The organism is Streptomyces sp. NPDC056987 (assembly GCF_042673865.1).
Classification (GTDB): domain Bacteria; phylum Actinomycetota; class Actinomycetes; order Streptomycetales; family Streptomycetaceae; genus Streptomyces.
This window is the reverse complement of record NZ_JBHURV010000053.1, coordinates 39,255-63,404: the sequence shown is the minus strand read 5'-3', so window position 1 is coordinate 63,404 and position 24,150 is coordinate 39,255. Positions and strand designations below refer to the sequence as shown.

The 24,150-nt window shown below is 69.8% G+C and carries 23 protein-coding genes and 2 pseudogenes; 9 read left to right on the top strand and 16 right to left on the bottom strand.

Features of this window, described 5'->3' with window-relative positions; translation table 11 throughout:
• Together ACFTZC_RS38055 and ACFTZC_RS38050 are read left to right on the top strand one after the other, a co-directional pair.
• Window positions 1-180 (top strand): ATP-binding protein (locus ACFTZC_RS38055; RefSeq protein ID WP_382898158.1); only part of this gene is annotated, 180 nt, incomplete at its 5' end.
• Window positions 181-259: 79 nt separating this feature from the next.
• A pseudogene (locus tag ACFTZC_RS38050) lies at window positions 260-669 on the top strand (ABC transporter permease); the annotation flags it as partial.
• A gap of 58 nt (window positions 670-727) precedes the next feature.
• Here ACFTZC_RS38050 and ACFTZC_RS38045 read toward each other — a convergent pair.
• The 8 genes from ACFTZC_RS38045 to ACFTZC_RS38010 form a co-directional block, all read right to left on the bottom strand.
• Window positions 728-1,654, bottom strand: coding sequence for an MBL fold metallo-hydrolase (locus tag ACFTZC_RS38045; RefSeq protein ID WP_382898156.1), 927 nt, complete (start codon window positions 1,652-1,654; stop codon window positions 728-730).
• A 291-nt stretch (window positions 1,655-1,945) separates the two neighbouring features.
• Window positions 1,946-3,124 (bottom strand): LLM class flavin-dependent oxidoreductase, encoded by a 1,179-nt coding sequence (locus ACFTZC_RS38040; RefSeq protein WP_382898154.1) that lies wholly within the window; start codon window positions 3,122-3,124, stop codon window positions 1,946-1,948.
• Between the two features lie 114 nt (window positions 3,125-3,238).
• Window positions 3,239-4,726 carry an aldehyde dehydrogenase family protein gene (locus ACFTZC_RS38035; protein WP_382898153.1) on the bottom strand — a complete coding sequence of 496 codons (1,488 nt, stop codon included), beginning with the start codon at window positions 4,724-4,726 and terminating at the stop codon, window positions 3,239-3,241.
• Window positions 4,727-5,081: 355 nt separating this feature from the next.
• Window positions 5,082-6,050, bottom strand: coding sequence for an AraC family transcriptional regulator (locus ACFTZC_RS38030; RefSeq protein ID WP_382898151.1), 969 nt, complete (start codon window positions 6,048-6,050; stop codon window positions 5,082-5,084).
• Window positions 6,051-6,204: 154 nt separating this feature from the next.
• Window positions 6,205-8,568, bottom strand: a complete 2,364-nt coding sequence (locus ACFTZC_RS38025) for a pyruvate dehydrogenase (RefSeq protein WP_382898149.1) — start codon at window positions 8,566-8,568, stop codon at window positions 6,205-6,207.
• A gap of 50 nt (window positions 8,569-8,618) precedes the next feature.
• Entirely contained in the window at window positions 8,619-9,938 is a 1,320-nt protein-coding gene (locus tag ACFTZC_RS38020; protein ID WP_382898147.1) for a CaiB/BaiF CoA transferase family protein, read from the bottom strand.
• Window positions 9,935-10,906, bottom strand: a complete 972-nt coding sequence (locus ACFTZC_RS38015) for a hydroxymethylglutaryl-CoA lyase (RefSeq protein WP_382898146.1) — start codon at window positions 10,904-10,906, stop codon at window positions 9,935-9,937. Before ACFTZC_RS38015 ends, ACFTZC_RS38020 begins: the two co-directional genes overlap by 4 nt.
• 138 nt (window positions 10,907-11,044) lie before the next feature.
• Entirely contained in the window at window positions 11,045-11,575 is a 531-nt protein-coding gene (locus ACFTZC_RS38010; RefSeq protein WP_382898144.1) for a flavin reductase family protein, read from the bottom strand.
• A gap of 277 nt (window positions 11,576-11,852) precedes the next feature.
• Here ACFTZC_RS38010 and ACFTZC_RS38005 point away from each other — a divergent pair.
• Window positions 11,853-12,130, top strand: a pseudogene (locus ACFTZC_RS38005) (IS5/IS1182 family transposase); the annotation flags it as partial.
• A 21-nt stretch (window positions 12,131-12,151) separates the two neighbouring features.
• On the opposite strand, the gene ACFTZC_RS38000 reads toward ACFTZC_RS38005, so the two are convergent.
• Both ACFTZC_RS38000 and ACFTZC_RS37995 read right to left on the bottom strand, forming a co-directional pair.
• Window positions 12,152-12,664, bottom strand: coding sequence for a hypothetical protein (locus tag ACFTZC_RS38000; protein ID WP_382898143.1), 513 nt, complete (start codon window positions 12,662-12,664; stop codon window positions 12,152-12,154).
• Between the two features lie 241 nt (window positions 12,665-12,905).
• Window positions 12,906-13,193: a hypothetical protein gene (locus ACFTZC_RS37995; RefSeq protein ID WP_382898141.1), complete on the bottom strand. Its 288-nt coding sequence runs from the start codon at window positions 13,191-13,193 to the stop codon at window positions 12,906-12,908.
• A 54-nt stretch (window positions 13,194-13,247) separates the two neighbouring features.
• Between ACFTZC_RS37995 and ACFTZC_RS37990 the strand changes: the two genes are divergently transcribed.
• Together ACFTZC_RS37990 and ACFTZC_RS37985 are read left to right on the top strand one after the other, a co-directional pair.
• Window positions 13,248-13,979 carry a MerR family transcriptional regulator gene (locus tag ACFTZC_RS37990; protein WP_382898139.1) on the top strand — a complete coding sequence of 244 codons (732 nt, stop codon included), beginning with the start codon at window positions 13,248-13,250 and terminating at the stop codon, window positions 13,977-13,979.
• 260 nt (window positions 13,980-14,239) lie between these two features.
• On the top strand, window positions 14,240-14,767 hold the full coding sequence (locus ACFTZC_RS37985; RefSeq protein WP_382898138.1) for a GNAT family N-acetyltransferase: 528 nt from the start codon (window positions 14,240-14,242) through the stop codon (window positions 14,765-14,767).
• A 280-nt stretch (window positions 14,768-15,047) separates the two neighbouring features.
• On the opposite strand, the gene ACFTZC_RS37980 is transcribed toward ACFTZC_RS37985, so the two are convergent.
• The 4 genes from ACFTZC_RS37980 to ACFTZC_RS37965 all read right to left on the bottom strand — a co-directional run bounded on the left by ACFTZC_RS37980 (window position 15,048) and on the right by ACFTZC_RS37965 (window position 18,955).
• Complete coding sequence (locus ACFTZC_RS37980) at window positions 15,048-15,626, bottom strand: molybdenum cofactor guanylyltransferase (protein WP_382898162.1); 579 nt, start codon at window positions 15,624-15,626, stop codon at window positions 15,048-15,050.
• Between the two features lie 389 nt (window positions 15,627-16,015).
• Complete coding sequence (locus ACFTZC_RS37975) at window positions 16,016-16,951, bottom strand: hypothetical protein (protein ID WP_382898136.1); 936 nt, start codon at window positions 16,949-16,951, stop codon at window positions 16,016-16,018.
• Between the two features lie 21 nt (window positions 16,952-16,972).
• Window positions 16,973-18,073, bottom strand: a complete 1,101-nt coding sequence (locus ACFTZC_RS37970; RefSeq protein WP_382898160.1) for a M48 family metallopeptidase — start codon at window positions 18,071-18,073, stop codon at window positions 16,973-16,975.
• A 42-nt stretch (window positions 18,074-18,115) separates the two neighbouring features.
• Complete coding sequence (locus tag ACFTZC_RS37965) at window positions 18,116-18,955, bottom strand: helix-turn-helix transcriptional regulator (protein WP_382898134.1); 840 nt, start codon at window positions 18,953-18,955, stop codon at window positions 18,116-18,118.
• Window positions 18,956-19,199: 244 nt separating this feature from the next.
• On the opposite strand from ACFTZC_RS37965, the gene ACFTZC_RS37960 reads away from it, so the two are divergent.
• Together ACFTZC_RS37960 and ACFTZC_RS37955 are read left to right on the top strand one after the other, a co-directional pair.
• Window positions 19,200-20,144 (top strand): SDR family oxidoreductase, encoded by a 945-nt coding sequence (locus ACFTZC_RS37960; RefSeq protein ID WP_382898132.1) that lies wholly within the window; start codon window positions 19,200-19,202, stop codon window positions 20,142-20,144.
• A gap of 40 nt (window positions 20,145-20,184) precedes the next feature.
• Window positions 20,185-20,307, top strand: a complete 123-nt coding sequence (locus ACFTZC_RS37955; RefSeq protein ID WP_382898130.1) for a hypothetical protein — start codon at window positions 20,185-20,187, stop codon at window positions 20,305-20,307.
• Between the two features lie 246 nt (window positions 20,308-20,553).
• Here the strand turns inward: ACFTZC_RS37955 and ACFTZC_RS37950 are convergent, their stop codons facing one another.
• Window positions 20,554-20,970: a MarR family winged helix-turn-helix transcriptional regulator gene (locus tag ACFTZC_RS37950; RefSeq protein WP_382898129.1), complete on the bottom strand. Its 417-nt coding sequence runs from the start codon at window positions 20,968-20,970 to the stop codon at window positions 20,554-20,556.
• A gap of 110 nt (window positions 20,971-21,080) precedes the next feature.
• On the opposite strand from ACFTZC_RS37950, the gene ACFTZC_RS37945 reads away from it, so the two are divergent.
• Together ACFTZC_RS37945 and ACFTZC_RS37940 are read left to right on the top strand one after the other, a co-directional pair.
• A complete protein-coding gene (locus tag ACFTZC_RS37945) occupies window positions 21,081-21,995 on the top strand; it encodes an alpha/beta hydrolase (protein ID WP_382898127.1) in 915 nt (304 codons plus the stop codon).
• 166 nt (window positions 21,996-22,161) lie between these two features.
• Entirely contained in the window at window positions 22,162-22,857 is a 696-nt protein-coding gene (locus ACFTZC_RS37940) for a hypothetical protein (RefSeq protein ID WP_382898125.1), read from the top strand.
• Window positions 22,858-23,054: 197 nt separating this feature from the next.
• Here ACFTZC_RS37940 and ACFTZC_RS37935 read toward each other — a convergent pair whose 3' ends face one another.
• Complete coding sequence (locus ACFTZC_RS37935; protein WP_382898124.1) at window positions 23,055-24,071, bottom strand: LuxR C-terminal-related transcriptional regulator; 1,017 nt, start codon at window positions 24,069-24,071, stop codon at window positions 23,055-23,057.
• Window positions 24,072-24,150: the final 79 nt, after the last annotated feature.

The following is a 24,150-nucleotide window of genomic DNA, read 5'->3' as shown; positions in this document are numbered from 1 at the left end:
GAACGCTTCGTCCGCCTCGACGACGCCCGCTCCCGCGACCACGGCGGCACCGGCCTGGGCCTCGCCATCGCCCGCGACCTCGCCCACCGCAACCAAGGCACCCTCACCCTCACCCCCCGCACCCTCGGAGCATGCTTCCAGCTACGCCTCCCCCAAGCCCCCACCGCAACCGAGAAATGACGCTTGGGCATCGGCATGGGCCTGTCGATGACGCCCTCCACCGAGGCCGTCACCAGCTCCCTGCCCCGCGCCGAGCAGGGGCTGGCCCGCCGCCCGGGAGCTGCTGAGGTTCGGCGGTAACCCCACGGTGATCCACGTCCGGGCGACGGAGTCCAGGCTTGAGAACGTACGGGGGTGTTGGCGGCCAAGCGCGCCGCCCAGAACTCCTACTCCTCGCTCTTCCTGGGCCTGGCCAAGGTAGCCCTGCTGGTCGGCGGGATCGGGGTGGCCAACACCATGTTCATCTCGGTGCTGGAGCGCTGCCGGGAGATCGGGCTGCGGAGAGCGCTGGGCGCGAGCCGGGGCCAGATCCGGGTTCAATTGGTGGTGCCGCTCCTGGCCGTGGCGGGCGGCTGCCTCGGTGCCTTGGTGGTCGGTGTGGGGGCGGGCCTCCATCCCTCGGTCCGTGCTTCCCGTCTGACACCGACCGAGGCCCTGGCGGCGACGTGAGCCGCGGGGGGTGTTCGCCACCACTTTTCGAGCCTGGTGTTCCACCTGCTGGTTCGACTCAGACGGCGGTGTCGGGGGCAGGTATCAGCCGGAAGCCGTCACCTTCGTGGACCAGGTGGCCGGCGGGGACCGGCCCGATGTGCGTGGTCAGCAGCAGGACGGGCTTGTCGGCCACGCTCTCGAAGAACTCCCACCGCGACTGCATCCCGACCGCCTTGTCGGAGTCGAATCCGTCCCGCCAGTCGGGACGGCTCAGGCCCCAGACGGTATGGACCACGTCGCCCGGAAGCGCCGCGCTCCGCCCCCGCGAGTCGACGCGGATGACGATGTGGCCCGGGGTGTGCCCGTGTACCGCCTCCATCCGTACCTCGGGAGTGATCTCGAAATCGGCGTCGACGAAGCGCACGAGTCCCGCGTCCACCACGGGCTGGATGGAGTCACGGAACGCGCCGCGGGCGTCGATGATGTCCCGGGTGGCCTCGGTGTAGCCGTCCTCGAAGTCCGGGTCCTCGGCGTAGCGCTTCCAGTGGTCGTATTCCTTCCGCACGTACAGGTACTCGGCGTTGGGGAATGTCGGCACCCACGCGCCGTCCACCAGCTTCGTGTTCCAGCCGCAGTGGTCCAGGTGAAGGTGGCTGCTCACCACGACATCGACGTCCGCGGGATCCACGATCTCCGTGAACCGCTCCAGGAAGTCGGTGTCGAGCTGCCAGATCGGCAGGACACGGTCCTTGTGATTACCGAGTCCGGTGTCCATGACGATGGTCTTGGCCGGCGTCTCGATGACGTAGGTGCGCATGGCGCCGTACACCTCGCCGTTCTCGTTGAGGTAGTCCCGCCGCAGCCAGTCGGTCGCGCGGATCTCATCGGGCACCGAGTCGGGTGAGGCCTCCTTCATGAGGTCCGCGTCGATGGGTGACCAGGAGCCGAACTCCTCGATCATGGTGATCTCGACGTCGCCGATTCGCCACACTTCGTTCTTCATACGAGGCGTTCCTTCCGTCGCTCACGTCCCGGTGAGCGGATCGCCGGCCGGGCGGTGCCTCCCGGCGGAATGAGGAGAAGGCCCGGTCCATCGATGGCCGGCAACGGCGGGCCGCCGATGGACCGATCGTGCTCCCGGGCGCCTGCCCGCGGCGGCCGTGTGCCGCGGCCCTGGAGGCCGGCGGGCCCGGACAGATGACGTACTGCGCGTCCGTGGGCGGCCGTCCGCCCTGGCGACGGCTCCCCGTCCGAAGGGACAGGGGCGCCGTGCGGGATGGCCGGCCGGTCACGGTCAGTGGCGGATGCCCGCCTCGATCATGAGCGGCAGGACCTGCTCCTTGAACAGGGGCAGCTCCTCGTTCGGGTCGATGAGCCCCATGATCATGCCGCCCATGCCGGCCTCGTTCAGCTCCTTCATGCCCTGGACGACCTGCTCCGGGGTGCCGACGAGCGGGTAGCCGCCCCAGCCGGCGATGAAGCGCTCCGACATCTTCCTGGCGTGCTCGAAGGACTGGCTCGCCCCGGAGAGCGCGATCTTGATGACGTTGCCCGCCGCACCCCAGTCGCCCTCGTCGACGACCTGCCGGAAGGCCGCCTTGGCCTCTTTCTCGGTGTCCCGGACGACCACGAGGCCGTAGGTCATCACGTCGATGGCGCGCTGGTAGTCGTCGCGGGCCTTGTCGCGGACCTTCTCGGTGTACGCCTTGATGTTCTCCAGAGTGTCGAGGCTGGCGAAGTTGATGTCGACGTTCCGGGCCGAGTAGTCGATGCCGGCGGGCGAGTTGCCCGCGTTCAGCAGCACCGGGTGGGGATCTTGGTGCGGCTTCGGGTACGCCTCCACGTCCCGGCCCTCGAAGTACGTGCCGGCCACGTCGAAGCTGCCCGGCTCGGACCAGAGGCGCATCGCGTAGTCGATCCACTCCTGCCCGAACGCGTACCGCTCGTCATGCTGACGCTGCTCACCGCCGAACATCTCCATCTCCGGCGGAACCCAGCCCATGACCAGGTTCAGGGCGAACCGGCCGCCGGAGATCCGGTCGATGGTGGTCGCGGCCTTGGCCGCCACGATGGGGTGCACGGTCGGCAGATGCGAGGTCGCCGCCACCGCGATGTTCTCGGTGGCCTCGGCGATGCCGGCGGCCCAGGTGTACGTCTCGAAGCAGTTGCCGTTGAAGTTGGTCGAACCGCCGAAGCCCTTCCAGCGAGCGACCGGAACCATGGCCTCCAGGCCCATCTCGTCGGCCTGCCGCGCGATGGACTTCGTGTGCTCCCAGGTGATCTCGTACGAGGACGGCGCGTGGGACACGATGAGACCGTAGGAACAGTTCGTGCCGAACAGACCGAGCTTCATCGGCTGGTCGTTGAGCAGCGGGTTGGTCTCGCGGCGGTCCTGAGCCGGTGTGGTCTCACTGTCGGGGCGCCGGTCGGTCCCGGCGAGACCGAGCCTCTCGTTCGCGGTGAGGGTGGTCATGGCGTGTCTCCTTGGTTCGCTGGTTCGCCTCGCACGGAGGGAGCCGTGCTCGCGAGGGTTCGGAAGGGCGGCTCGCGGTTCGCGGAGGCGGGCCGTGCCAGGGGACGGGCCCGGTCAGCCCATCGTGAACGGGTCGCGGGTGCCGCCGGTCAGTTCGACCAGGACTGACTTGTTCTCCAGGTACTCGTTCACGGCGTCGGAGCCGTTCTCGCGGCCGATGCCGGAGCTGCCGAAGCCACCGAACGGCATATTGGGGGTGACGACCCGGTAGGCGTTGATCCAGACCGTGCCGGCGCGCACGGCCGCGGCGACCCGGTGGGCCCGGTGCACGTCCTTGGTCCAGACGGCTCCGGCCAGGCCGTACGGGGTGTCGTTGGCCAGGGCGATGGCGTCGGCCTCGTCGGTGAATGTGCAGGCGGCGAGGACCGGGCCGAACACCTCCTCACGCACGATGGTCCTGTCGGGGTCGGCGAGTACCACGGTCGGGCGGACGAACAGGCCGCCGAGTTCGGTGTTCGGCCCGCCGCCGCACGCGATGGTCGCGCCCTCGGCCCGCGCTCCGTCCAGGAATTCGAGGACCTTCTCGTACTGGGGACGGTTCGCGACCGGCCCCATCTCGGTCCCGGCCTCCGTGGGATCGCCCTGCTTGATGGCGTCGGCGCGCTCGACGACCTTGGCCACCAGTTCGTCCTTCACCGACTCGTGCACGATGAGCCGGGAACCGGCCATGCAAGTCTGCCCGGTCGCGGCGAACACACCGGCGACGAGTCCGTTGGCGGCGGCGTCCAGGTCGGCGTCGGGGAACACGATCTGCGGTGACTTGCCGCCGAGTTCGAGGGTCACCTTGTTGATGTTCGCGACCGCGGCCCGCGCGACCTTCGCGCCGGTCGCGGTCGAGCCGGTGAACGCGATCTTGTCGACACCTCTGTGCGCGGCGAGCGCCTCACCGGTGGAGCGGTCCCAGCCGGTGACGACGTTCAGGGCACCGGCAGGCAGGCCGGCCGCGGTGAGGATCTCGGCGAACGCGACCGTCGAGGCCGGCGAGTGCTCCGACGGCTTCACCACGGCGGTGCAGCCGGCCGCCAGCAGCGGCGCGAGCTTGAACGTCAGGAGCAGCAGGGGGCTGTTCCAGGGCGTGATGGCGCCGACCACCCCGACGGGCTGCCGGAGGGTGTAACCGAAGTAGGTCTGCGGGTTCAGCGCGGGAACGGTCTTGCCTTCGAGCTTGTCGGCAAGGCCCGCGAAGTAGCTGTACCAGCGCCCGAGCCCGTTGAGCTGGCCGAGCATCTCACGCATGAGCTTGCCGGAGTCGCGTACCTCCAGCAGCGCGAGCCGCTCGGCGTTCGCGGTGATGGCGTCGGCGATCGAGCGCAGGATGTCGGATCGCTCGAAGCCGCTCTTGTCGCCCCACTCGCCTTCGAACGCCGCGCGCGCCGCACGCACGGCGACGTCGATGTCCTCCGGGCCGCCGTCGGCGATCCTCGCCCACGGCTGACCGGTGTAGGGGTTGAGGGACTCGAAGGTCTTTCCGGAGATCGCGTCGACGGACTCGCCGTTGATGAACAGCTTGAACGTCTTGAGGCCGGAGGCGGGACGAGACACGATATTCGGTCTCCTCAGCTGTGAGTCGGAGCGTTGTGGATGTCGCACGAAACGCTAAGAAGGGTGGCGGCCGGCTCCTATCCGTTCACGGACGGGCAAGGGCCGTTCAGTGCAGAGTTGTCCTGTCGGCGTTCCGCGGCCCCCCGGGGGGGGGGGCGGGGGGCGGGGCCGCGGGGGGGGGGGCCGGCCCCCGGGGGCGCGGGGGGCGGCGGCGCTCCCCCTCCCCCCGTCCTCTCCCCTCCCAACCCCCCCCCCCCCCCCCTGCGGGTACCGTCCCGGGGCCCCGTTGGGGGGGCCCCGCCGCCCCGGCGCCGGGCCGTCGTGCCCGCACATCGGGGCCCCTGGACGAGACCGGTCAGCGCTGGAGCGTGACGGAAGGCAGCTCGTGGAACTGGTCCCGGTACTGCTGGGCGAACCGTGACTGGTGGAAGAACCCCCAGCGCATCGCGACGTCCGCGACACGGGTCTTCCGGGGGTCGCTGCGCAGCAGCTCGGCGCGGGCCCTGCTCAGCCGGATGCGACGTACGTACGCCATCGGGGACTCGCCGAGCTGGTCCTGGAACGCGGCATGGAGGGTGCGGACACTGACACAGCCGACCCGGGCGAGACTCTCGGGCGTGATCTCCCGGTCCGCGTGCTCCTCGATGTAGGCCACCACCGAGGACAGCCGGCCGAGACGGCGGGTGTCCTCGTCACCGGCCAGCGCGGCACTGAACTGGTGGCGGCCGGCATGCAGCAGCGACGTGAGGACGTACGCCTCCAGCTGCTCACGCGCGAGCGGCATCGCCGCCAGCCCGGCGGGGTGGTCGAGCTCGGTCGCGAGGAACCGCACCGACCGCAGCAGGGCGCGCCCGGAAGCGGTGGTCAGGTCGAGACCGAAGTCGAAGTCGATGACCGTGGTGACCGGCTGTCCGAGCAGGTCCGAGAGGTGTGACTCAAGGCTGCTGCGCGGGATCTTCAGGATGAGCTGCTCGGCCTCGGGGCTCCATCTGACCACGTTCGTCTGCACCGGGGACAGCACCACGCCACTCCGATTGGCCACGGTGCGTTCGCGGCGGCCGTCGCTGCGGGAGGCGTTCGTCTCACCGCTGATGGTCAGGTTGACGTGGTAGCAGTACTCGGTCGCGGGCATCGTGAGCTGTGCCTCGGCCTGGTAGGTGAGGTAGCCCAATGTCATGTTCCGGTCGCTGAGGGCGTTCAGACGCATGTTGATCGCGTCCTGCGGGCCGACCAGTTCGTGAGGCAGGTAGATCCGGCTGACCGCCTCGCGGGCCTCTTCCAGGCTGTGCGTGTCGATCACCGGAGTAGACGCCAGGTACTCCATCGGACCCCCTTCGGGGGACATCTGCCGTGTCGTGAAGCCCACGAAATATAGCCGCGGGACCGTCACCCTGGAAGCCACCGGTGGCGGCCGACTATCCGCTCAGTGCGGAACCATCCCAAAAAAGGCCCGGGACCGCCGGGGCGGTCCTCTCGGCCTACCGCCCCAGCAGCGTCAGCGCCGCGTCGAGGATGGCCTCGTTGCCGATGCCGTGCAGCTGGTACGCGTCGGCCAGGTCCGACGACTGCCCGAACTCGGTCACCCCCAGGCACCGGACGCGGTCCCCGCGGGCGCCCGCGAGGTAGGACAGCGTGTGCGGATGGCCGTCCAGGACGGTGACCAGCGGCGCCGGGCGGTGCGGCGGGAACAGCTCGTCGATGATGTCGGACCCGGCGCCGGCGGTCCGCGACCCGCGCTGCTGGAACGACCGGAACACCAGGTCGGGGCTGGTGAGGCAGACGATTCCGGCCTCGATCCCCAGCTCCGCCAGGGCGTCGGCCGCGGCGACCACCTCCGGCATGATCGCCCCGGCACCGACCAGCGTGATCTGCTCCGGCGCCGGGCCCGGTGCCCGGAGACGGTATCCGCCGGCCACCGCCTGCCGGCGCCGCCGCTCCAGCAGCGCCGGGTCCTCCGGGAGCAGCGCCAGTGCGGGGTCGACGGGCCGCGTCGAGAGCCGGAAATAGGCGGAGGTGCCACCGGGGACGCCGACCTGGTTCATCGCGTGCAGAAAGCACCACTCAAGGTCCTGCGCGAACGCCGGTTCCCACGCGACACAGGATGGCTGCTCCAGACCGATCGACGGTGTCGTGATCGACTGGTGGGCGCCGCCCTCGGGGGCCAGCGTCACTCCGGACGGGGTGCCGACCAGGATGGACTGCCCGCCGGCGTACATGCCGTAGCTCCACGGTTCCAGGGCACGTGACACGAACGGGTCGTACAGGGTCGCGATGGGGATGAGCCGCCGGCCCCACCGGGACCATGTCGCGCCCAGCTCGCCGGCGAGTGACACCAGGTTCACCTCGGCGATGCCGAGTTCGATGTGCTGACCGTTGCGGACCTCCGACCACCGCAGGACACGGTCGGTGTCGTCGGCGAACCAGTCGTGCCGCTCCGCGACCGACCACACCCCGGTCTTGTTGATCCAGCCGCCGAGGTTCGTCGACGACGCGACATCGGGGCTGCACGTCACCACCTGGGCCGCCGCCTCCGGGGCGTCACGTACCAGGTCGGCCAGGAGCCGGCCGAGCGCGGCCTGGGTCGAGGATGCCTTGCGGTGCGGGTGCCCGAGCGAGGTCGGCACCGGGACGGGCGCGGACGTCGTGTGGGGCGGACGCCGGAGCAGCCGTCCGCGCCGGTCGCACACCTCGGCCGCCGCCGTACCGGTGTCGAACGTACGCCACGGGTCCTCAACGCGGACTCCGCACGATGTGGCCAGCGAGCGCATCTGAGCCTCGGTCAGCAGCGCGGAGTGGTTGTTCGGGTGTCCCTCGGTGGGCAGCCCGTGACCCTTGACGGTGTAGGCGAACACGACCGTGGGCCGGTGCGTGTCGACGCCGTCGAACGTGTCGACCAGGAGCCCGAGATCGTGCCCGCCGAGGTCGCGCACCGCAGTCGAGAGCTGGGCCGCGGTCAGGGAGTCCAGCAGCGCCCGGAGTTCGCCGGTGCCGTTCTCCCCGACGAGGCGTGCGGCGATCTCGGAGGAGTCGACGCGGAGGATCCTCTGGTACTCCTCGTTGGGCATCTCCTCAAGACGGCGCCGCAACTCCTCTCCGCCGGGACGTGCGAACAGCTCGCCGATGGTGCGGCCCCACTTCAGGACGACGACCTGCCAGCCGGCTGCGGCGAACATGCCCTGGAGCCGGGCGATCTGGATGTCGGGCACGATCCGGTCCAGCGACTGGCGGTTCAGGTCGACGACCCACAGCAGTTCCCCGAGTTTCGCCACCTGCGGGTCCGCGACTGCTTCCCAGATGGCGCCCTCGTCGAGTTCCGCGTCGCCGAGCAGGCTCACGAACCGGCCCGCGGGCGGCGTGCCGGGAAACTGGGATGCGAGGTAGCGATGCGCGACGGCCGCCCACAGGGCTGCCGTCGCACCGATACCGACCGACCCGGTGGAGAAGTCGACCGTGTCGGGATCCTTGACGCGTGACGGATAGGACTGAAGACCGCCTCGTGCCCGGAGCGTCGTCAGGTACTTCGGGTCGAGGTCGCCGAGCAGGTAGTTGATGGCGTGCAGGACCGGCGACGCGTGCGGCTTGACCGACACCCGGTCCAGGTCGGTCAGGTGGTGGAACCACAGGGCCACCATGATGTCGACCATGGAGGCGGACGACGCCTGGTGCCCGCCGACCTTGATACCGGTCTCGTTCGGGCGCCCGCGGTTGGCGGAGTCGACGATGGCGGCGGAGAGCCACAGCACTCGTCGGGAGATGTCACGCAGAGCGGCGACATCGGCTCCGCCGATGGACTGGTCCGGCACGGTCTTCGGCGTGGTGGCGGCCGGTGGGGGAGGTGTCATGGGTGCGCTGCTGCCTCTCGGTGGCGGGTGGGATCGGGAGCACGTGGAGGTCAGAGAACAGGCGCCTCTCCCACGTCGGTGTTCTGCTCGGCGCCGTCGCCGAGTTCGGCCATCGCCTCCAGGCACGCCCGGCAGTTGCACGGACGCGCGAGCAGCTCGGAGACGATCTCGTGGGTGTGTTCACCGAGGTCCGGGCCCGGATGGGAGACCGGGACGGACCGCTGGTCCAGCACGGGCACGATGCCGGGGAAGGCGACCTGGCGGGTCTCCCCGGCGACGTCGACCGGCAGTGTCTGCACCATGTCGCGGGCGGCGAACTGCTCGTCGACGACGATGTCCTTCGCGGTGTGGATCGGCCCGGCGGGCACACCGGCCGCCTCCAGGACGGAGAGGACCTCGTCGCGGGGGTACTTGCTGGTCCAGGACCCGATGGCCTGGTCGAGCTCGTCGCGTCGGGCCCAGCGGCCGGCGTTGGTCGCGAGACCGGGGTCGTCGCGCAGGTCGGAGCGCCCGATGGCCTCCATGTAGCGGCCGAAGATGGAGTCGCCGTTTCCGGCGATGACGACGGAGTCGCCGCTGCCGCAGACGTAGGCGTTGGAGGGGGCGATCCCCTGCATCCGGCCGCCGGTGCGTTCCCGGAGGACGCCATGGGCGGAGTAGTCGGGGACAAGGGACTCCATCATCGAGAACACGGCCTCGTGGAGTGCCACGTCGATGTGCCGTTCCATGGGCGTCCAGGGCCGCAGGCCGTCGTTCCCGCGCCGGGCGCGGTCCAGCAGCGACATGACGACCCCGAACGCCGCGTAGAGGCCGGCGATGGAGTCCCCGATGGACACACCGACCCGGGACGGCGGCCGGTCGCTCTCGCCGACGAGTTCCCGCATGCCGCCGAACGCCTCCGCGACGGCGGCGAACCCGGGCCGACGGGCGAGCGGACCGGTCTGACCGAAGGCGGAGACCCGAGCGACGACGAGTTCGGGGTTCGCGTCGGTGAGCGCCTGCGCGGTCAGTCCCCACTTGTCGAGGGTGCCGGGACGGAAGTTCTCGATGAGGACGTCGGAGCAGGAGACCAGTTCGAGGACCGTCGCCCGCCCCTCGCCGGTCCGCAGGTCGAGCTCGACCGACTTCTTGTTCCGGTTGATGGTGCGGTACAGCATCGAGGTGTCGCCCGCGAACAGGCGCCAGTTGCGGAGTTCGTCCCCGGTACGGGGCCGCTCGATCTTGATGACCTCGGCGCCGAAGTCGGCCAGCAGACGGCCCGCAGTGGGGGCGGCGATGAAGTTGCCCAGCTCGATGACACGGATGCCCGCCAGGGGCAGCGCGTCGGTCAGGGCATGGGGAGAGTCGGGATCGTGGGCTGCGCGGCTCACTGCACGGTGCCTTCCTTGTCGGGCGCGGGAACGGCCGGGGTGAAGTCGCCGGCCCGGACGAGCAAGCCCTGGGGTGGGCTGTCGAGCTGGTCACCCAGCCAGGTCCCGACCTGGGCGAGGGCGTCGATGTCGCAGTAGCCGGTGCCGGCCGGCGGGACGCCCTCCCCGCGGAGAAGGTAGATGAGGTCCTCGGTCGCGATGTTGCCGGTGGCGGCGGGCGCGAACGGGCAGCCGCCGAACCCGCCGACGGACGCGTCCAGCGCGATGACCCCGCCGGGGAGGTCCCCTACGGCCGTATCGAGGTGTGCGGCGGCGACGGCGTTCGCGTAGCCGGTGTTCCGGGTGTTGTGGAAGTGGAATCGGAGCTTGCGGATACGGTCGTCGCCGACCGCCAGCGCGGCCAGTTCACGGACCTGGCGGGGGACCCCGACGCCGATGGTGTCCGCGAACGCGATCTCGTCCGGTTCGATCTCGGCCGCACGGAGCAGCACGTCCGCGACCTGTCCGGTGGGGACCGGCCCGGAGAACGGGCAGCCGAACGCGACCGCGAGGGTCAGGCTGACGCGCATGCCGGCGCCGCGGGCGACCTGCGCGGCCGCGGCGGCGTGGTCGAGCATCGCGTCGACGGTGAGGTTCTGGTTCCTGGTGGAGAAGGCATCGGTGACGGGGATGACGATGTTGACCTCGGCGCACGGGGTCTGTGCGGCCCGTTCGGCACCGCGGCGGTTGAGGACGAGGCCGATGTAGGACACTCCAGGGTCCTGCGGCACCTTGGACATGACCTCCTCGGCGCCGGCCATCTGCGGGACGAGGTCGGGCCGGACGAAGCTGACCGCCTCGATACGGCACGCTCCGTGGCCGACCAGACGCCTGATGAGCTCCACCCGGGTGCCGACGTCGAGCGGCCTCCTCTCATTCTGGAGGCCGTCGCGTGGGCCGACCTCGACAAGTTCGACGGTCGTAGACATATCCGCGTTCTCCGTACTGGTTCGAGGATGGCGGGGCCGGGGTCGCACCCGGCTCCGGCTCACGACTGGCCCCGTGGACCTGACGAGCGGCACGCAGCGGCGAGTGGGGCAATCCGGCGGTGTCCCCGGCGTCGCCCATCAGGCCGCCCAGTAGGCCCGCGGGTAGGAGCCGCGGTAGTAGAGCAGGGGGTTCCGCCCGATGTTGTGGTCGAGTGCGGTGACCTGACCGATGACGACCGTGTGGTCGCCGCCGTCGTACTCGCGCCACAGATCGCACTCGACCCAGGCGGTGACCCCGTCCAGGACGGGCGAACCGTTGGGCGACGGCTTCCAGTCGACGCCGGTGAACTTGTCGGTCCCGGACCGGGCGAACCTGTTCGACAGCTCGGCGTGGTCGTCGGCGAGGACGTTGACGGCGAACCGGCCCACCTCTCGGATGCGGGGCCAGGTCGTGGAGGTGCGAGCGGGACTGATGGAGATCAGCGGCGGCTGGAGCGAGAGCGAAACGAACGACTGGCAGGTGAAGCCCACGGGCTCGGCGTCGGCCTGGTCGCCCAGCGCGGTGACGACGACAACACCCGAACAGAACGCGCCCATCGTGGCGCGCAGGACCTCGGGGGTGATCGCGTCGGCAGCTGCATGTTTCAGCGGGGTGGTGAAGCGATTCATGCCGAACAGCGTCGTCCACCGGGCACCGGCGGCCTATCCACTCGCGGCAGACTCCGATCCGGTCCGTGCGAGGGTTCCGGTCCGTGCGAGGGTTCCGGTCGCCACGCGGGGACGGCGCCAGCCGGGGCGCCCGCACGGGAGCCGGCCCTCGAACCGTCCTCGACCGCCGTACCGGCGATGTCGCGCCACACCCCGTCGACGCGATCGCGGACGGCCATGGCCGTGGTGCCCCGAGGGCCACTCGCCCGCGCCACCCGCACCGCGACGCGGCCTCTGGTCGACGAACTACCGGTACTCCACTGACCATCAGGTCGTCGTCGACGCCGACACCTGCCATGGTGTGGTGCCAGGCCGGCCCCTGCCCGGCAACCGCAATGATCGCAAGGCGTGGGAGGAGTCCGGTGCGAAGGCCGCCGTCGGCACGACCATGACCATCGCCGACGGCGGCTGTCCTGACACCGGGCTCGTGATGCCCCCCACCGGCGCCGCAGGGGCGGGGAGTTGCCCGACCGGAAGCAGTCCGTACGCCACTCCACCAAGCCCGAGGCCGCTCAAAGATCGTTTACGGGACAACCCTCAGCGGGGCAGGCGGCCCAGTACGGCGCGGAACCTCTCCCGACCTGCTGTGACGCTCGCGTCCCACAGACCTTCTGCGCCACTGGTCAGCGACAAGGACTGGAGCCGTTGCTCCTCGGCGAGAAGGCCGGCCCCCGCCACGTTCTGGTCCAGCATCCCCATCGCGGTGAGCGCCACATGGCCGCAGGACACCGCGCCATCAGGGTCTCCCGTGCCATGCGCCGGCAGGGCATACCGCAAGGTGAGGACAGCGAAGAAGGCGTAGGTGTCGGCGACATCGGTGATCCCCTCCTCGTTCGGCTGAAGCTCCGGGAACTCCTCCAGCAGGCGTACGCGCTCGGCGGCGTCGGCGAGCGGCCGGTCGGCATGCCAGAGGTCGCCGTACGGACTCCGCGTAGAAGTCCAGGTCGGATTCCCGCCCCGGTGTGTTCGCCCGCAAGCCCACGAACAGTGGTGCCATGCGTTCGGTGCAGGCGGCGACGTACAGGCGGATCGTCTCGCCGCCCCCGCCACGAAGCACCTCCATCACGGCCCTCTCCACCAGCTTGGCCACGTCCCGCCCTCCCGTTCGAACAGATCGCCAGATTACATAGCGGCCTGAGCGCCCGAGCTTGACGAGTTAAAGCCCTGAGGTGGCTGTCTCGCGCACACGCACGGGTTCGGCCACACCGCACGCTCCGGCCCGAACATGCCGGCCGCGAGCTGAACTCGATGACCGCCGCCCGGAGCGCGGCTGCGGCGGCCGGTCGGATCCTCAATCCCGGTGCCCGTCGGCCGGTGCCTTCAGCAGCCGGTCCAGCTCGTTCCCGGCCTCGTCGTACCCGGCGTCGGAGATCCGTTGCAACTCGCGCAGGTCGCCGGCCGCCACCGCATGCCGAGTGAGCAGGAACCCTGCGCGCATGGACCCCTCGTCCAACAGCTCGCTCAGCTCTCCGAGGTCGCCGACCGCGTCGGCGAGGTCGGCCAGCCGGTCCAAAGCGGTCTCGTTGCCCTCATCGGCCAACTCTCGCAGGGTCTCTCGATCGATACTCGTGTTCGCCATGACGCCATGCTGCAACCCTGCCCCAGGGGAAAGGTCAAGTGGGACGATGACCCGGTGATCACCATCGGGAAGCTGGCCAGGTACGCGGGAGTGTCGATCAAGACCATCCGTGTCTATCACGACAAGGGACTGCTCCCTGAGCCCGATCGTGATGCGTCCGGTTACCGGCGCTACAGTGCGAACGACGCCATCGAACTGATCAAGATCCGGACGCTCGCCGAAGCCGGCGTCCCCCTGGCCCGTATCCGGGACCTGAGAGCGGCGACCGACGAGGAGTTCCAGCGGGCGCTTCACGAGATCGACGACGAGCTCACCGCCCGCATCGGTGGCCTGCGGGCAACGCAAGGCCGTCTGCGTCAGCTCGCCGCCGGACAGCTGGCGCCGCTGCCCACCGAGGTCGGCGCCTATCTCGAACACCTGGCCCACTGGGGATTCACGTCTCGATGGGTGTCCCTGCAACGCGACCTGTGGATCCTTGTGTTCGCCACTCGCCCCGACCGTGCGATCACACTGTTTCACGAACAGGCCGAGATCCTTGCCGACCCGGCGCTACGGCAGCTCTTCCTCGCCTACGACCACGCGCACGATGTCGACGCCGATGATCCCTGCCTCGACGACCTCGCCTCCCGGATCGTCGAGGCGACCCGGCAACGCTACGGATCGGACGAACTGCCCGAACTGCACGCAGCCTCCAAGATCCCCGCCCTTATCCAGGGCACGGTCAACGCCTTGTCTCCGGCATGGCAGCGACTCGACACGCTCATTCGCGCACAACTGGCTGCATGACTCGACGTATACGGACACACGGTCCCGGCTGCGTTCAAAAATCAGCCGGCGCGCGCCGCCAACTACAAGGCGTACGTGGCCTGATGTGGCACCAGCTCGTCGAGCTGACGTGGGCTCAGCCCGGCGAACGGGGCTCACCAGGACGGCTCCGAAGCCGTGATCACACCAGCCACATCAAGATCATCTCCGTGGTGCCGGCTCTGCGCGATATTCCGCGGAATTTGATGGCGCGACGCAGCTCAGGCGTCCAGAATCGCCGGATGCATGAAGTGAAGCTGTCCGACGGAATCATTGCTCTGTCCCCGCTGCGCTCGGACGATGCGGAGGCACACCTCGCGGGGGAGGACGAGGCGTTGGTCCGCTGGCTCAGCGGCGGTCCCAGCACACGCGAGGGCGTCAAAGCCTACATGCGGCACTGCCGGCAACAGTGGGAGACCGCTGGGTCGCTCCGCGCATTCGGCATCCGGGTAGGCGCCGACGAGGCGCTCGCGGGGACGATCGACCTGCGGTTCGTGGCAGAGGGCTTGGCTCCCGGCCAGGTGAATGTCGCCTACGGCCTCTACCCGTCCTGGAGGGGGCGCGGCCTGGCCACCCGCGCGGTCCTCCTGGTCTCCCGGTACGCGGCAAGTGAGGGCGCGACGGAGGCGGTGATCCGGGTGGAACCGGAGAACGCCACATCTGCCGCAGTAGCCCAGCGGGCGGGGTTCATCCCCGGCAAGCACACCCACAGCGAGGACGGGACCCGTCTCGACTGGTACATCCGGGACCTGCGCACAGAGATCCAGTGACGCCCCCGGCTGCCCCCAAGCCGGCATGAAGGCGTTTGGCAACGCGTGACCGGCGATTACGGGAGAACGCAAAATGAACCACCGCTGCGGCCGCATGCACCCTTCCTGCGTTTGATGACAAGACCAGCCACTCCTGAGGGCGTCGTCAACCTTTCTGAAGGCGCGGTGACATGCGAGCGAAGAGACGGGCTCACCGTTGATGCAGATGCGTTCGAACGCGCAGGTCGACCCCTTCCCGTCAGTGCCGACGACGGTCATGCCTCATAGGTTGCGTCCCGGGTCACCGAGGGCTTCGATTCGACTTCAGGCAGGCCCGGGCAAGAGCTACCGCTTCCCAGGTGTCGCAGTCGAACGACACTCCGCCGACATCAGGCACATGCCGCAGGGCAAGAGAACGAGTCAGTACACGGATGGGCAGTCCCGCCAACAGTCCGTGCTGAGCCAGGGCTAGCGCAAGGCCCCGTCGCACAGCCGCAGTCCGATATGCGGCGAACAACGGATTCTCCCGGCCTTGTGTCTCCAGCATGACTGCGCCCTCAATCGCAGAACCGGCCGTCTGACGCAGCAACTCCGCGACTGTTTCCTGCCGCACGAAGGGAAGATCCGCCGCCAGGACCACCACGAACGGCGCGCGTACCCAGGGCACTCCCGCAGCCAGCGCCGCGAGCGGCCCGGCATGCGACGGCTCCTCGCGTACGTGCTGTACCTGGTGGACGGTGGCCCGGTGCGGGCCCACCACAATCGTCCTCCCGGCCCCGACGCATGCCTCGATCGACCGATCGAGCAACGACATGCCGCCGACGGACACCATCGGCTTGTCCGCTCCACCTAAACGCCGGGCGCGCCCTCCCGCCAGCACCACCGCGTCGTAGTGCTCGCCTGTGTGACCTCCGGGCCCCTCTTCATTGCTGTCGAGGGAATGCCGTGTCGACCGGCCGTCACAACGCATACCTGCCTCGTTCAGCCTTGCCTCTGGCAACGCAAAGGCTTGATTGTCGTTCGGAGCTCGAAGGCTCTCCTTAGGGAAGGATCGGACATATGAGGTGGAGATTCCATCTGTTCCAGGCCAAGCTCGACGTCTCCGGCGCAGAGGTGCACCCTGGCTCCACCGTTCCGAAGTACCCGCACCCGGGGCCGCGATGGGAGCCGAACGCTCCTGGCGCCGGGGCCACACCGGTCCTCATGAACCGCCGCCGCCCGAACTTGCCTCATGTGTCTTACAAGCTCATACGCCTCTCACCAGCAAGTTCATACGATGGCACCGGATGACCAGGGTGAGCCGGCGAGGAATACTTTCCCAGGCGCATTCGTTCGCCCGGTGCCCGAAAGAACAGCGTCCCCGCCGGGGTGTCTGTTGAGTACCGCCTTGCACTCTGCTGCCGCGCTCCTGCTGCGGTTCAGCAGAGTGGACCACTTCTGATCCAGGTCGGGGTCGGGCACCCGCAGATGGCGGCGGGCGGTAGCCGTGTCACGGGCGAGCCCGGCGCAGACAGGGCGGAGCGTATCGGCGTCGCCGGTTCCGTTCTCGGCGTTCAAGTTCTGCACCCACAGCGCGAGTTCGACGTACCGGCCGGACAGTGCCACGATGTCCGCCTGGCCGCTCACCTTGAACCAGGCCAGGAGCTGGAAGTCGCGTACCTTGTCGTCGGTGTCGACCGGTTCGGGTCGCACCGGCACGGCCGAGAACGGGCTGCCGCTGTCCCGCTGCGAGTCGACAACCGCGGCCGTGAGAACAAGTCCGGCCATCGCCGTGGCGGCTACGACGGCCCGGTCCGGCCAGGAGCGTCGTACAGAGCCCGCGGGCAACGACGCGCCATTAGCGCGGGGCCATCGGGACAACACGGTCGCGGCGACCACGGCCGCCGTGCCCACTACCCCGGCCCACAGGGCAACTGTCAGCCACCACAGGAAGACCACCTGGAAGGCGGAGGTCAGCTCGTCCAGCGCGGTGGAGCGCAGCCCTGCCGTCCTGGGCCGCCACAACAGCAGCAGCGTCGGGTATGCCCACAGAACGACCGCGCCGGCGACGGTCGTCAGGTACGTGCCCGCGACGGCCAGGTTGATCAGGACCGAGCCGATCCAGGGCAGTACGGACTCGTACGGGGGAAGACTGCTCCAGGGGCCGGGGAAGGATTGCCGGACGAGATCGGAAATACCGCCGGCTCTGAGGAAGTTCCCTGTCATCCACAGCTGTCCGTCGCGCAACTACCAGTTCAGTCCGGCCGCCGCCACCACGGAGCCCGCAGCGGCCGCGGCGAGGACGGCCCGACGTGGCACGGCACGCTTGCCCGGTGTGGTCCGCAGGTGGAGTTGGGCGCACTGGGCGAGCCAGGTGACGTAGACGACGGAGCCGAGGAGCAGTACGACGAGCGGCTCCCCGTGTTCGGGTGTCCAGTCGGGCGCTGCGGTCGGCCCGGACAGCAACTCCCCGCAGACGAGACCGAACCCGAGGGCGAGCCCCGCCCGGATACACCTGGGGCCGGCCGTCTTGCTGTGGGCGGCGTACAGGACTGCCCGCCAGACCGCGACCGTCACGACGCACGCGGCCAGGCATCCGACGACCCAGGCGGCGATGCCTCTGTCCCACGCCGAGCTCAGGCTGTTTCCGGTGACGAGCGTGACGACACCGAGCAGGAACAGCGGCATGTCCGTCAGTGTGAACAGCCCCGCCGGGTCGCGCAGTGATCGCCGGCGCTCGGACCAGGAGGGGTGGCTGCGCCACAGCGCGGCAACCGCGCGCAGCACCGTCCGGCCTGGTGCGTGCCCCTCCGACCGCGGCTGCCAGACAGCCGGGTCGGCGCCCAGGGCGACCGCGCTCCGGTCGGCGTACAGCTCGCGGTGGCGCAGAGTGTCGGCGCGAGCCAGGACGACCAGCACGAACAGGAACGCGGCGACGCCGATGGCCTTGACCGTGGCCGGCCGGCCGGCAGGCCAGAAGACCTCGTCGGCGCCCCAGAACACGCCGAAAAACTGTGCCGAGACGAGGCTTCCGCCGATCAGGAGCGTGTAGGGGACGACGACCAGCGCCAGGAAGACGCGCCACAGCGCGGTCACCGCGTAGGCGATGTCCACGTCCCGGTGGCGGATGTGGGCCAGTTCGTGCAGGACCACGGCCTCGAAGCGGGCCGTGTCCACACGACGGGTGTGCAGCAGACCGTTGTTCAAGCACAGCGTGCGCCGCCCGGCCCGGCCGTAGACCACCGCGCCGGGATCAAGCGCGGACCGGTCGACCACGAGATCGGGCAGGGACCGCATCCCGGCACGCGCTGCCAAGACGGCCCGTTGCCGCTGGTGGTGTGTTTCCAGCCGACCACGCCCGTCGACGCTGTGTGCGGGTGTCCCCAGGACTCAGCGGAGCGTCTGCGCTCCGATGGCGGAGAGCAGACGCAGCTTCTCGTGGCTTTCGGTTCCGGGCAGGGCGGTGTAGACGAGCAGTGAGTGGGCCTGGCCCGGGTCGATCAGTCGCTGGCAGGTCAGCTCCAGCGCGCCGACCTCGGGGTGGTTGAAGTGCTTGACCTCGTGGGGGCGTATCCCGATCTCGTGGTCGTCCCACACCCGTCGGAACTCCTCGCTGCGGTCCAGCAGCAGCTCGACCAGGTACGCGGCCCGGGAGCCGGGACCGCGGAGGGTGGCGATCTCGCGGAGTCCCGAGGCGTACATCCGGGTGAGGAAGGCATGTTCTTCCGGTGCGTGGATCTGCCGGGCGGCCGGGTCGGTGAACCACCGGTATCCCGTGCTGCGGGCGGGCCCGGTGTAGTGCGTCGTGTCGCCGGTGAGTGCGACGCCCATCGGAGTCTGCCGCAGGGTCTCGCCGAGTTCGGTGACGATCTCGGCGGGTGTGTCGTCCAGGCGGTCGAGCACCCGCAGGAGACCGGGGCTGATGTGATCGGTGGACGCACCCCTGGCCGGTGGGTTGTGCCCGGCGAGGCGGAAGAGGTGGTCGCGTTCGTCGAGCGACATGTGCAGCCCCTGGGCGATCGAGGCGAGCATCATGTGCGACGGCTGCGGGCCGCGTTCCCGCTCCAGGCGCGCGTAGTAGTCGGCCGACATGTGGCACAGCGACGCGACCTCCTCGCGCCGTAACCCGTTGGTCCTGCGCCGCGGCCCGCGCGGCAGGCCGACGTCCTCGGGTTGCAGTGCCTCTCGGCGGTTGCGGAGGAACTCCGCCAGCCCGGGGCGATCGATCACGACGCTCCTCCTTCTCGATTACTGCCTCGTTTCTACCGCCCGCGGGCGGAGGTATCCACGGCCTGCCGATCCCCCCGTCGGACCGTCGGACCGTCGGAGCGGAACGGCGGCCCGGCGAGCCGGTGATCGGAAGGCCCTGGATACGCCCGGACGGTCCGCCGAGGATCGACGCCAGGGCCCGAGCGGGCCCGAAGCGGGCGCGACCCCACGCCCACCCCACCGCCACCGCACAGGAGCAGAACCCATGTCACGCCCACGAATCGACATCACCCTCCCCTCCCTGTCCGGAAAGCGCGCCGTCGTCACCGGAGCGAGCGACGGCATGGGCCTGGGCATGGCCACACGCCTGGCCGCGGCCGGCGCGGAGGTGATCATGCCCGTCCGCAACCCGCGCAAGGGAGACGCCGCGATCGCCACGATCAGGCAGGCCGTTCCGGGCGCGCAGGTCTCGCTGCGCAGCCTCGACCTGTCCTCGCTGGAGTCCGTCGCGGCCCTGGGCGACACCCTGCGCGAGGAGGGCCGCCCCATCCACCTCCTGATCAACAACGCCGGCGTGATGAGGCCGCCGCACCAACAGACCACCGCCGACGGGTTCGAGCTGCAGTTCGGCACCAACCACCTGGGCCACTTCGCTCTGGTCGCCCACGTCCTGCCGCTGCTGCGCGACGGCCGCGCCCGGGTGACCTCGCAGATCAGCATCGCCGCCCGCCGCGGCGCCATCAACTGGGACGACCTGAACTGGGAGCGCGGCTACGACGGGATGCGCGCGTACGGCCAGTCGAAGATCGCGTTCGGGCTGTTCGGTCTGGAGCTGGACCGGCGCAGCAAGGCCCACAGGTGGGGCATCACCAGCAATCTCTCCCACCCCGGAGTCGCCCCCACCAGCCTTCTGGCCGCCCGCCCCGAGCTCGGCCGCAGCCAGGACACGACCGGAGTCCGCCTGATCCGCAGGCTCTCGGCCCACGGCATCCTGGCGGGCACCGTCGAGACGGCCAAGCTGCCCGCCCTCCTGGCGGCAACCGGCCCCGACGCCAAACCCGGCGCCCTCTACGGCCCCAGCGGACCCGGCAACCTCGGCGGCCCGCCCGCCGAGCAGAAGCTCTACCCACCGCTGCGCAGCAGCGACGACGCCGCACGCGTCTGGCGAATCTCCGAGGAATTGACGAAGACCGCCTTCCCGACCTCCTGACCTCCCCACTCCGAGAACCGCGAATGCCGTCGGCCCCCAGATGTACCTGGCCACCATCGGCCTGTTCGTGCTGTTCGCGGTGTCGATGGCGCTGATCGGGCTGGTGCCGCCGGTCGAGTGGGTCCATCTCGTCCCGTGCTTCTTCGTCGGGTGGCTCCCCTGACGCTCCGTGAGACGGTCCGCGCCCGGCAGTTCTGGGGCATCGCACTCGGGCCGGGCCTGGTCGGGGTCGCCGTCCACGGCCTCCAGGTGCACCTCCTGCCGATGATGACCGACCGAAGGATGAGCAACGACGAGGCGGGCTCACCGCCGGCGGAACAGGCACTGACCGGTCGGCCCGTGACTCCGGACACGTTCGCGCCGACGGTATCGAGCGCCGCCGACGGCGCCTGGCTGCTCATGAGGCCCCCTACGGGGCGGGCTCGACCATGGCCAGGAGAATCCGGTGCAGCTCGGCGCGATCGCGAGGCGCGATCGTCGCCAATCTGCGGTCGAACGACGCCGCGAGCGCAGCGATCGCGCGGTCCCGCGCCGCCTCGCCCTCGTCCGTGAGTACGAGCCGGTGCCGCCGCAGGTCCGCGTCGTCGATCTCGCGTCGCATGAACCCCTTGGCGACAAGGTTGCGCACGTAGACCGTCACACTCGCCTTGGGAATCACCAGCCTCGCCGCCAGCTCGGCGGGATACGGCGACTCGGCAACCTCGGCGAGCACGAAGAACTCCTTCGCCTCCAGCCCCAGCTCGGCCAGCTCGGCGCTGCAGGCGTCCAGCACGACCGTCAGCAGGCGATGGTTCAGCGTCCACAGCTGTGCGCCGTCAACCGACACGCGAGCCCCTTCTCCAGTTGGTACAGTACCGAACTAGTTCAGTATCGTACTATCATTTACTTCGAACTGGTACAGCAATCGAACAAACTCTACGCGAAAGGTGTCATCAGGTGCTTCAGCACATCACGATCCCGCGCGGGCCGATCGAACTCGCGGCCGACCTCCACCTGCCTGACGGCGTCGAGGAAGCCGCGCCGCTGCATGCCGTGGTGCTCTCGACGCCCGGCAGCAGCGTGAAGGAGCAGATCGGCGCACAGTACGCGTCCCGCCTCGCCGCCCGGGGCATCGCGGCGCTCGTGTTCGACCCGGCCCACCAGGGGCAGAGCGGCGGCGAGCCCCGCGACCTCGAAGACCCGTACCGCCGCGGTGAGGACATCTCCTACGCGATTGACGCGCTCAGTGTGGTCCCCGGCATCGACCCCGATCGCATCGGTGTCCTCGGTATCTGCGCCGGTGGTGGCTACGCGGTGCACACCGCCCGCACGGACCATCGCATCAAGGCGGTCGGCACGGTCGTTCCCGGCAACATGGGCACATCGTTCCGCGGCTTCCAGCCGGACGGCCCGGTGTCCGCGCTCGACGCCATGGCCGATGCACGCATCGAGGAAACCCGCACCGGTGAGCCGGCCCGCGTGAACTGGCTGCCCGACACCTTGGAGGATGCCGCCGCGGCCGGTCTGACCGATATCGACACGACCCAGGCCATCACCTTCTACCGCACCGAGCGGGGCAGGAGCAGGCACTCGACGAACCGCCGCCTTGCGCGTGGCGACTCGCTGCTCCTGGGCTACGACGCGTATCACCTGGTCGATCCGCTCATGACCCAGCCGCTGCAGGTCATCCTTGCCGGACGCATCGGCAACACCGGCTCCTACGAGTCCGGCATGCACCTGTGGAAGCTGGCACCCAACCCGGTCGATCTCATGGTGATCGAAGGCGCCGGCCATTACGAGATGTACGACGAGCCCCAGCACGTCGATGCCGCCGTCGATCGGCTCGCCGACTTCTACTCGGACCACCTGTAAGCCGGAGGGCTGCCCGGCTGGGCCGCCGCCGTGGATGAACTCATCTTGGTGTGGCCGAAGTTATCTCTGTGGCGGGTGAGTGGGATGGATGAATCCCTCGTATGTGACGGCACACGGAAACCCAGCCGGCCCCGTTCCTTCGCGGCCGGGGACAGGAGCCCCACACGTGTCCCGTAAGAAGACCCTGAGCCGTAAGAAGGCGATTTCCCTGCTGGTCGGCGCGGCAGCGCTGGTGGGCGGTACGGCGGTGGCGATGACCGGTACGAGTCAGGCTTCGGTGGTCTGCGACGGGCTGGCCACCGCCTTGGGCAACAACGAGAGCTTCATCGCCGCGCAGCGCGCCGCCCCGGACGCGCTGTCCGAGGCGCGGATCGCGAACCGCGTCGCCGTCATCGAGGAGATCGAGCGGAAACAGGCGGCGTCCAACTGCGAGGTCGGCGAGGGCGGTGCCGGTGCCGACGATGAGGCGAGTTCTGGCGCACCGGCGGGAGGAGGGGCGCAACCGGGCGGCGAGGCGGACGCGGGCAATGGAGCGGAAGCGGGCGGCGCAGCAGGTGCCGGGAACACCGGGGACGCCGGGAACGCCGGCGGAAGCGCTGAAGGCGATGTCGTGTGCGCCGGATCTACTGTCACCCTTTCCGGAGAGGCGGGTGCCCCGGCTGCCTCCAGCAATCAGTTCCCCGTCGGTACCACGCTCCGCGTCACCAACCTCGACAACGACAAGTCCACGACGGTACAGGTCACTTCGACGTCGGGCAGCTGCGCCCTGCTGAACGACGAGGCGTTCGAACAGGTCCGCGAGCCGGGCAAATTCTTGATCCGTAACGCCAGGATCGAACAGATCCGGAGCGCCGGCCAGTAGGGCTTTGAACCCGGCCGGCCGAGGCCACCGGTGGGGCCGGGCAGCCCGTCGGAAAGAAGGCCACGGACGCGGCCGCCGTCCCGCAGATGCCTGAGCCGAACCGGGTTTCGTGGAGTCCGCCGGTCATGGTTCGGCAGACTCCCGGCAGGTGCGGCGGGGCCGCATCCCCAGTGACGGGGGTGCGGCCCCTCCGCGTGCTACACCCAGTCCCGCTGAGCGGCCCGCACCCCCAACTGGAACCGGCTTGCCGCGCCCAGTCTCTCCTGCAGCTCGCTCACCCGCCGTCGCAGAGTCCTGAGGCTCACTCCCAGATGGCGGGCCACCGCCTCGTCCTTCATCCCGGCCGCCAGCAGCCGGATCAATGTCCTTTCACCGTCGGAGAGTTCACCGTCACCGGCGGCCCGGCCGAGCGGTGTCGCCTGCTGCCACGCCAGCTCGAAGAGCTTCTGCAGGGCCTCGGTCACCGCCGAGTGCCACACCACGACGGCGCAGTAGCCGCCCGCCGCGGAGGTGGTCAGCGGGAGCATCGCCCGACACCCGTCGACCACCAGCAGCTTGAGCGGTACGGACGGCAACACCCGTGCCTGCTCGCCGAGTTCCACCATCTTCCAGGTGCGGGACAGGACGTTCGGGTCTTCCAGGCCGGCCGCCGAGTAGATTCCGCGGGACACGATCCCGCGCCTGAGCAGATCGGCCTGGAGATCCGCCTGCGGGGCGGGCGGGGCGAGATACGGCGGTGTGTCGAACAGGCACACCTCGTGCTCGGCGCGCGCGTACAGCTCTTCGAGGCGTGCCGCGATGGCACCTTCGCCGGAGGCGACCTCGATCAGCCGCGCCGGCTCCTCGCGCAGCAGCCCGGCCTCGTACGCGGTGGCGATCTCCTCGGCAGTGGAGGCGAGGAGATCGGACTCCGTCTCGCGCCGCCGGATCAGCGCGCGGACCGCCACCCGGGGGTCGATCGCGCGTAACCCGCCCATGGAGTCCGGCGGCTGGACCAGCCCGAGCGCGAGCAGCCGGTTGCAGGCCTCGCGCACTCGCGCCGGGGAGGCACCCGTGAGCAGCGCCCAGCCGTCCGCTCCGGCGTCGGGCTGATGGAGGACTGCCCGGTACACCTGCTCATCGAGGGCGGAAACCCCTACCGCGGCCCAGGGGCTCGCGGCAGGGGTCGGTCGTTCCGTGTGCTGCAGGTCGGGGTCGTATGCCGTGTTCGCCATGGCCCGGCACGGTAGAGGATCTTTGTTAAGGGGCTACGCACCGCCCCGGGCCGTCGTTCAGTTCAAGCCGAACACCCTG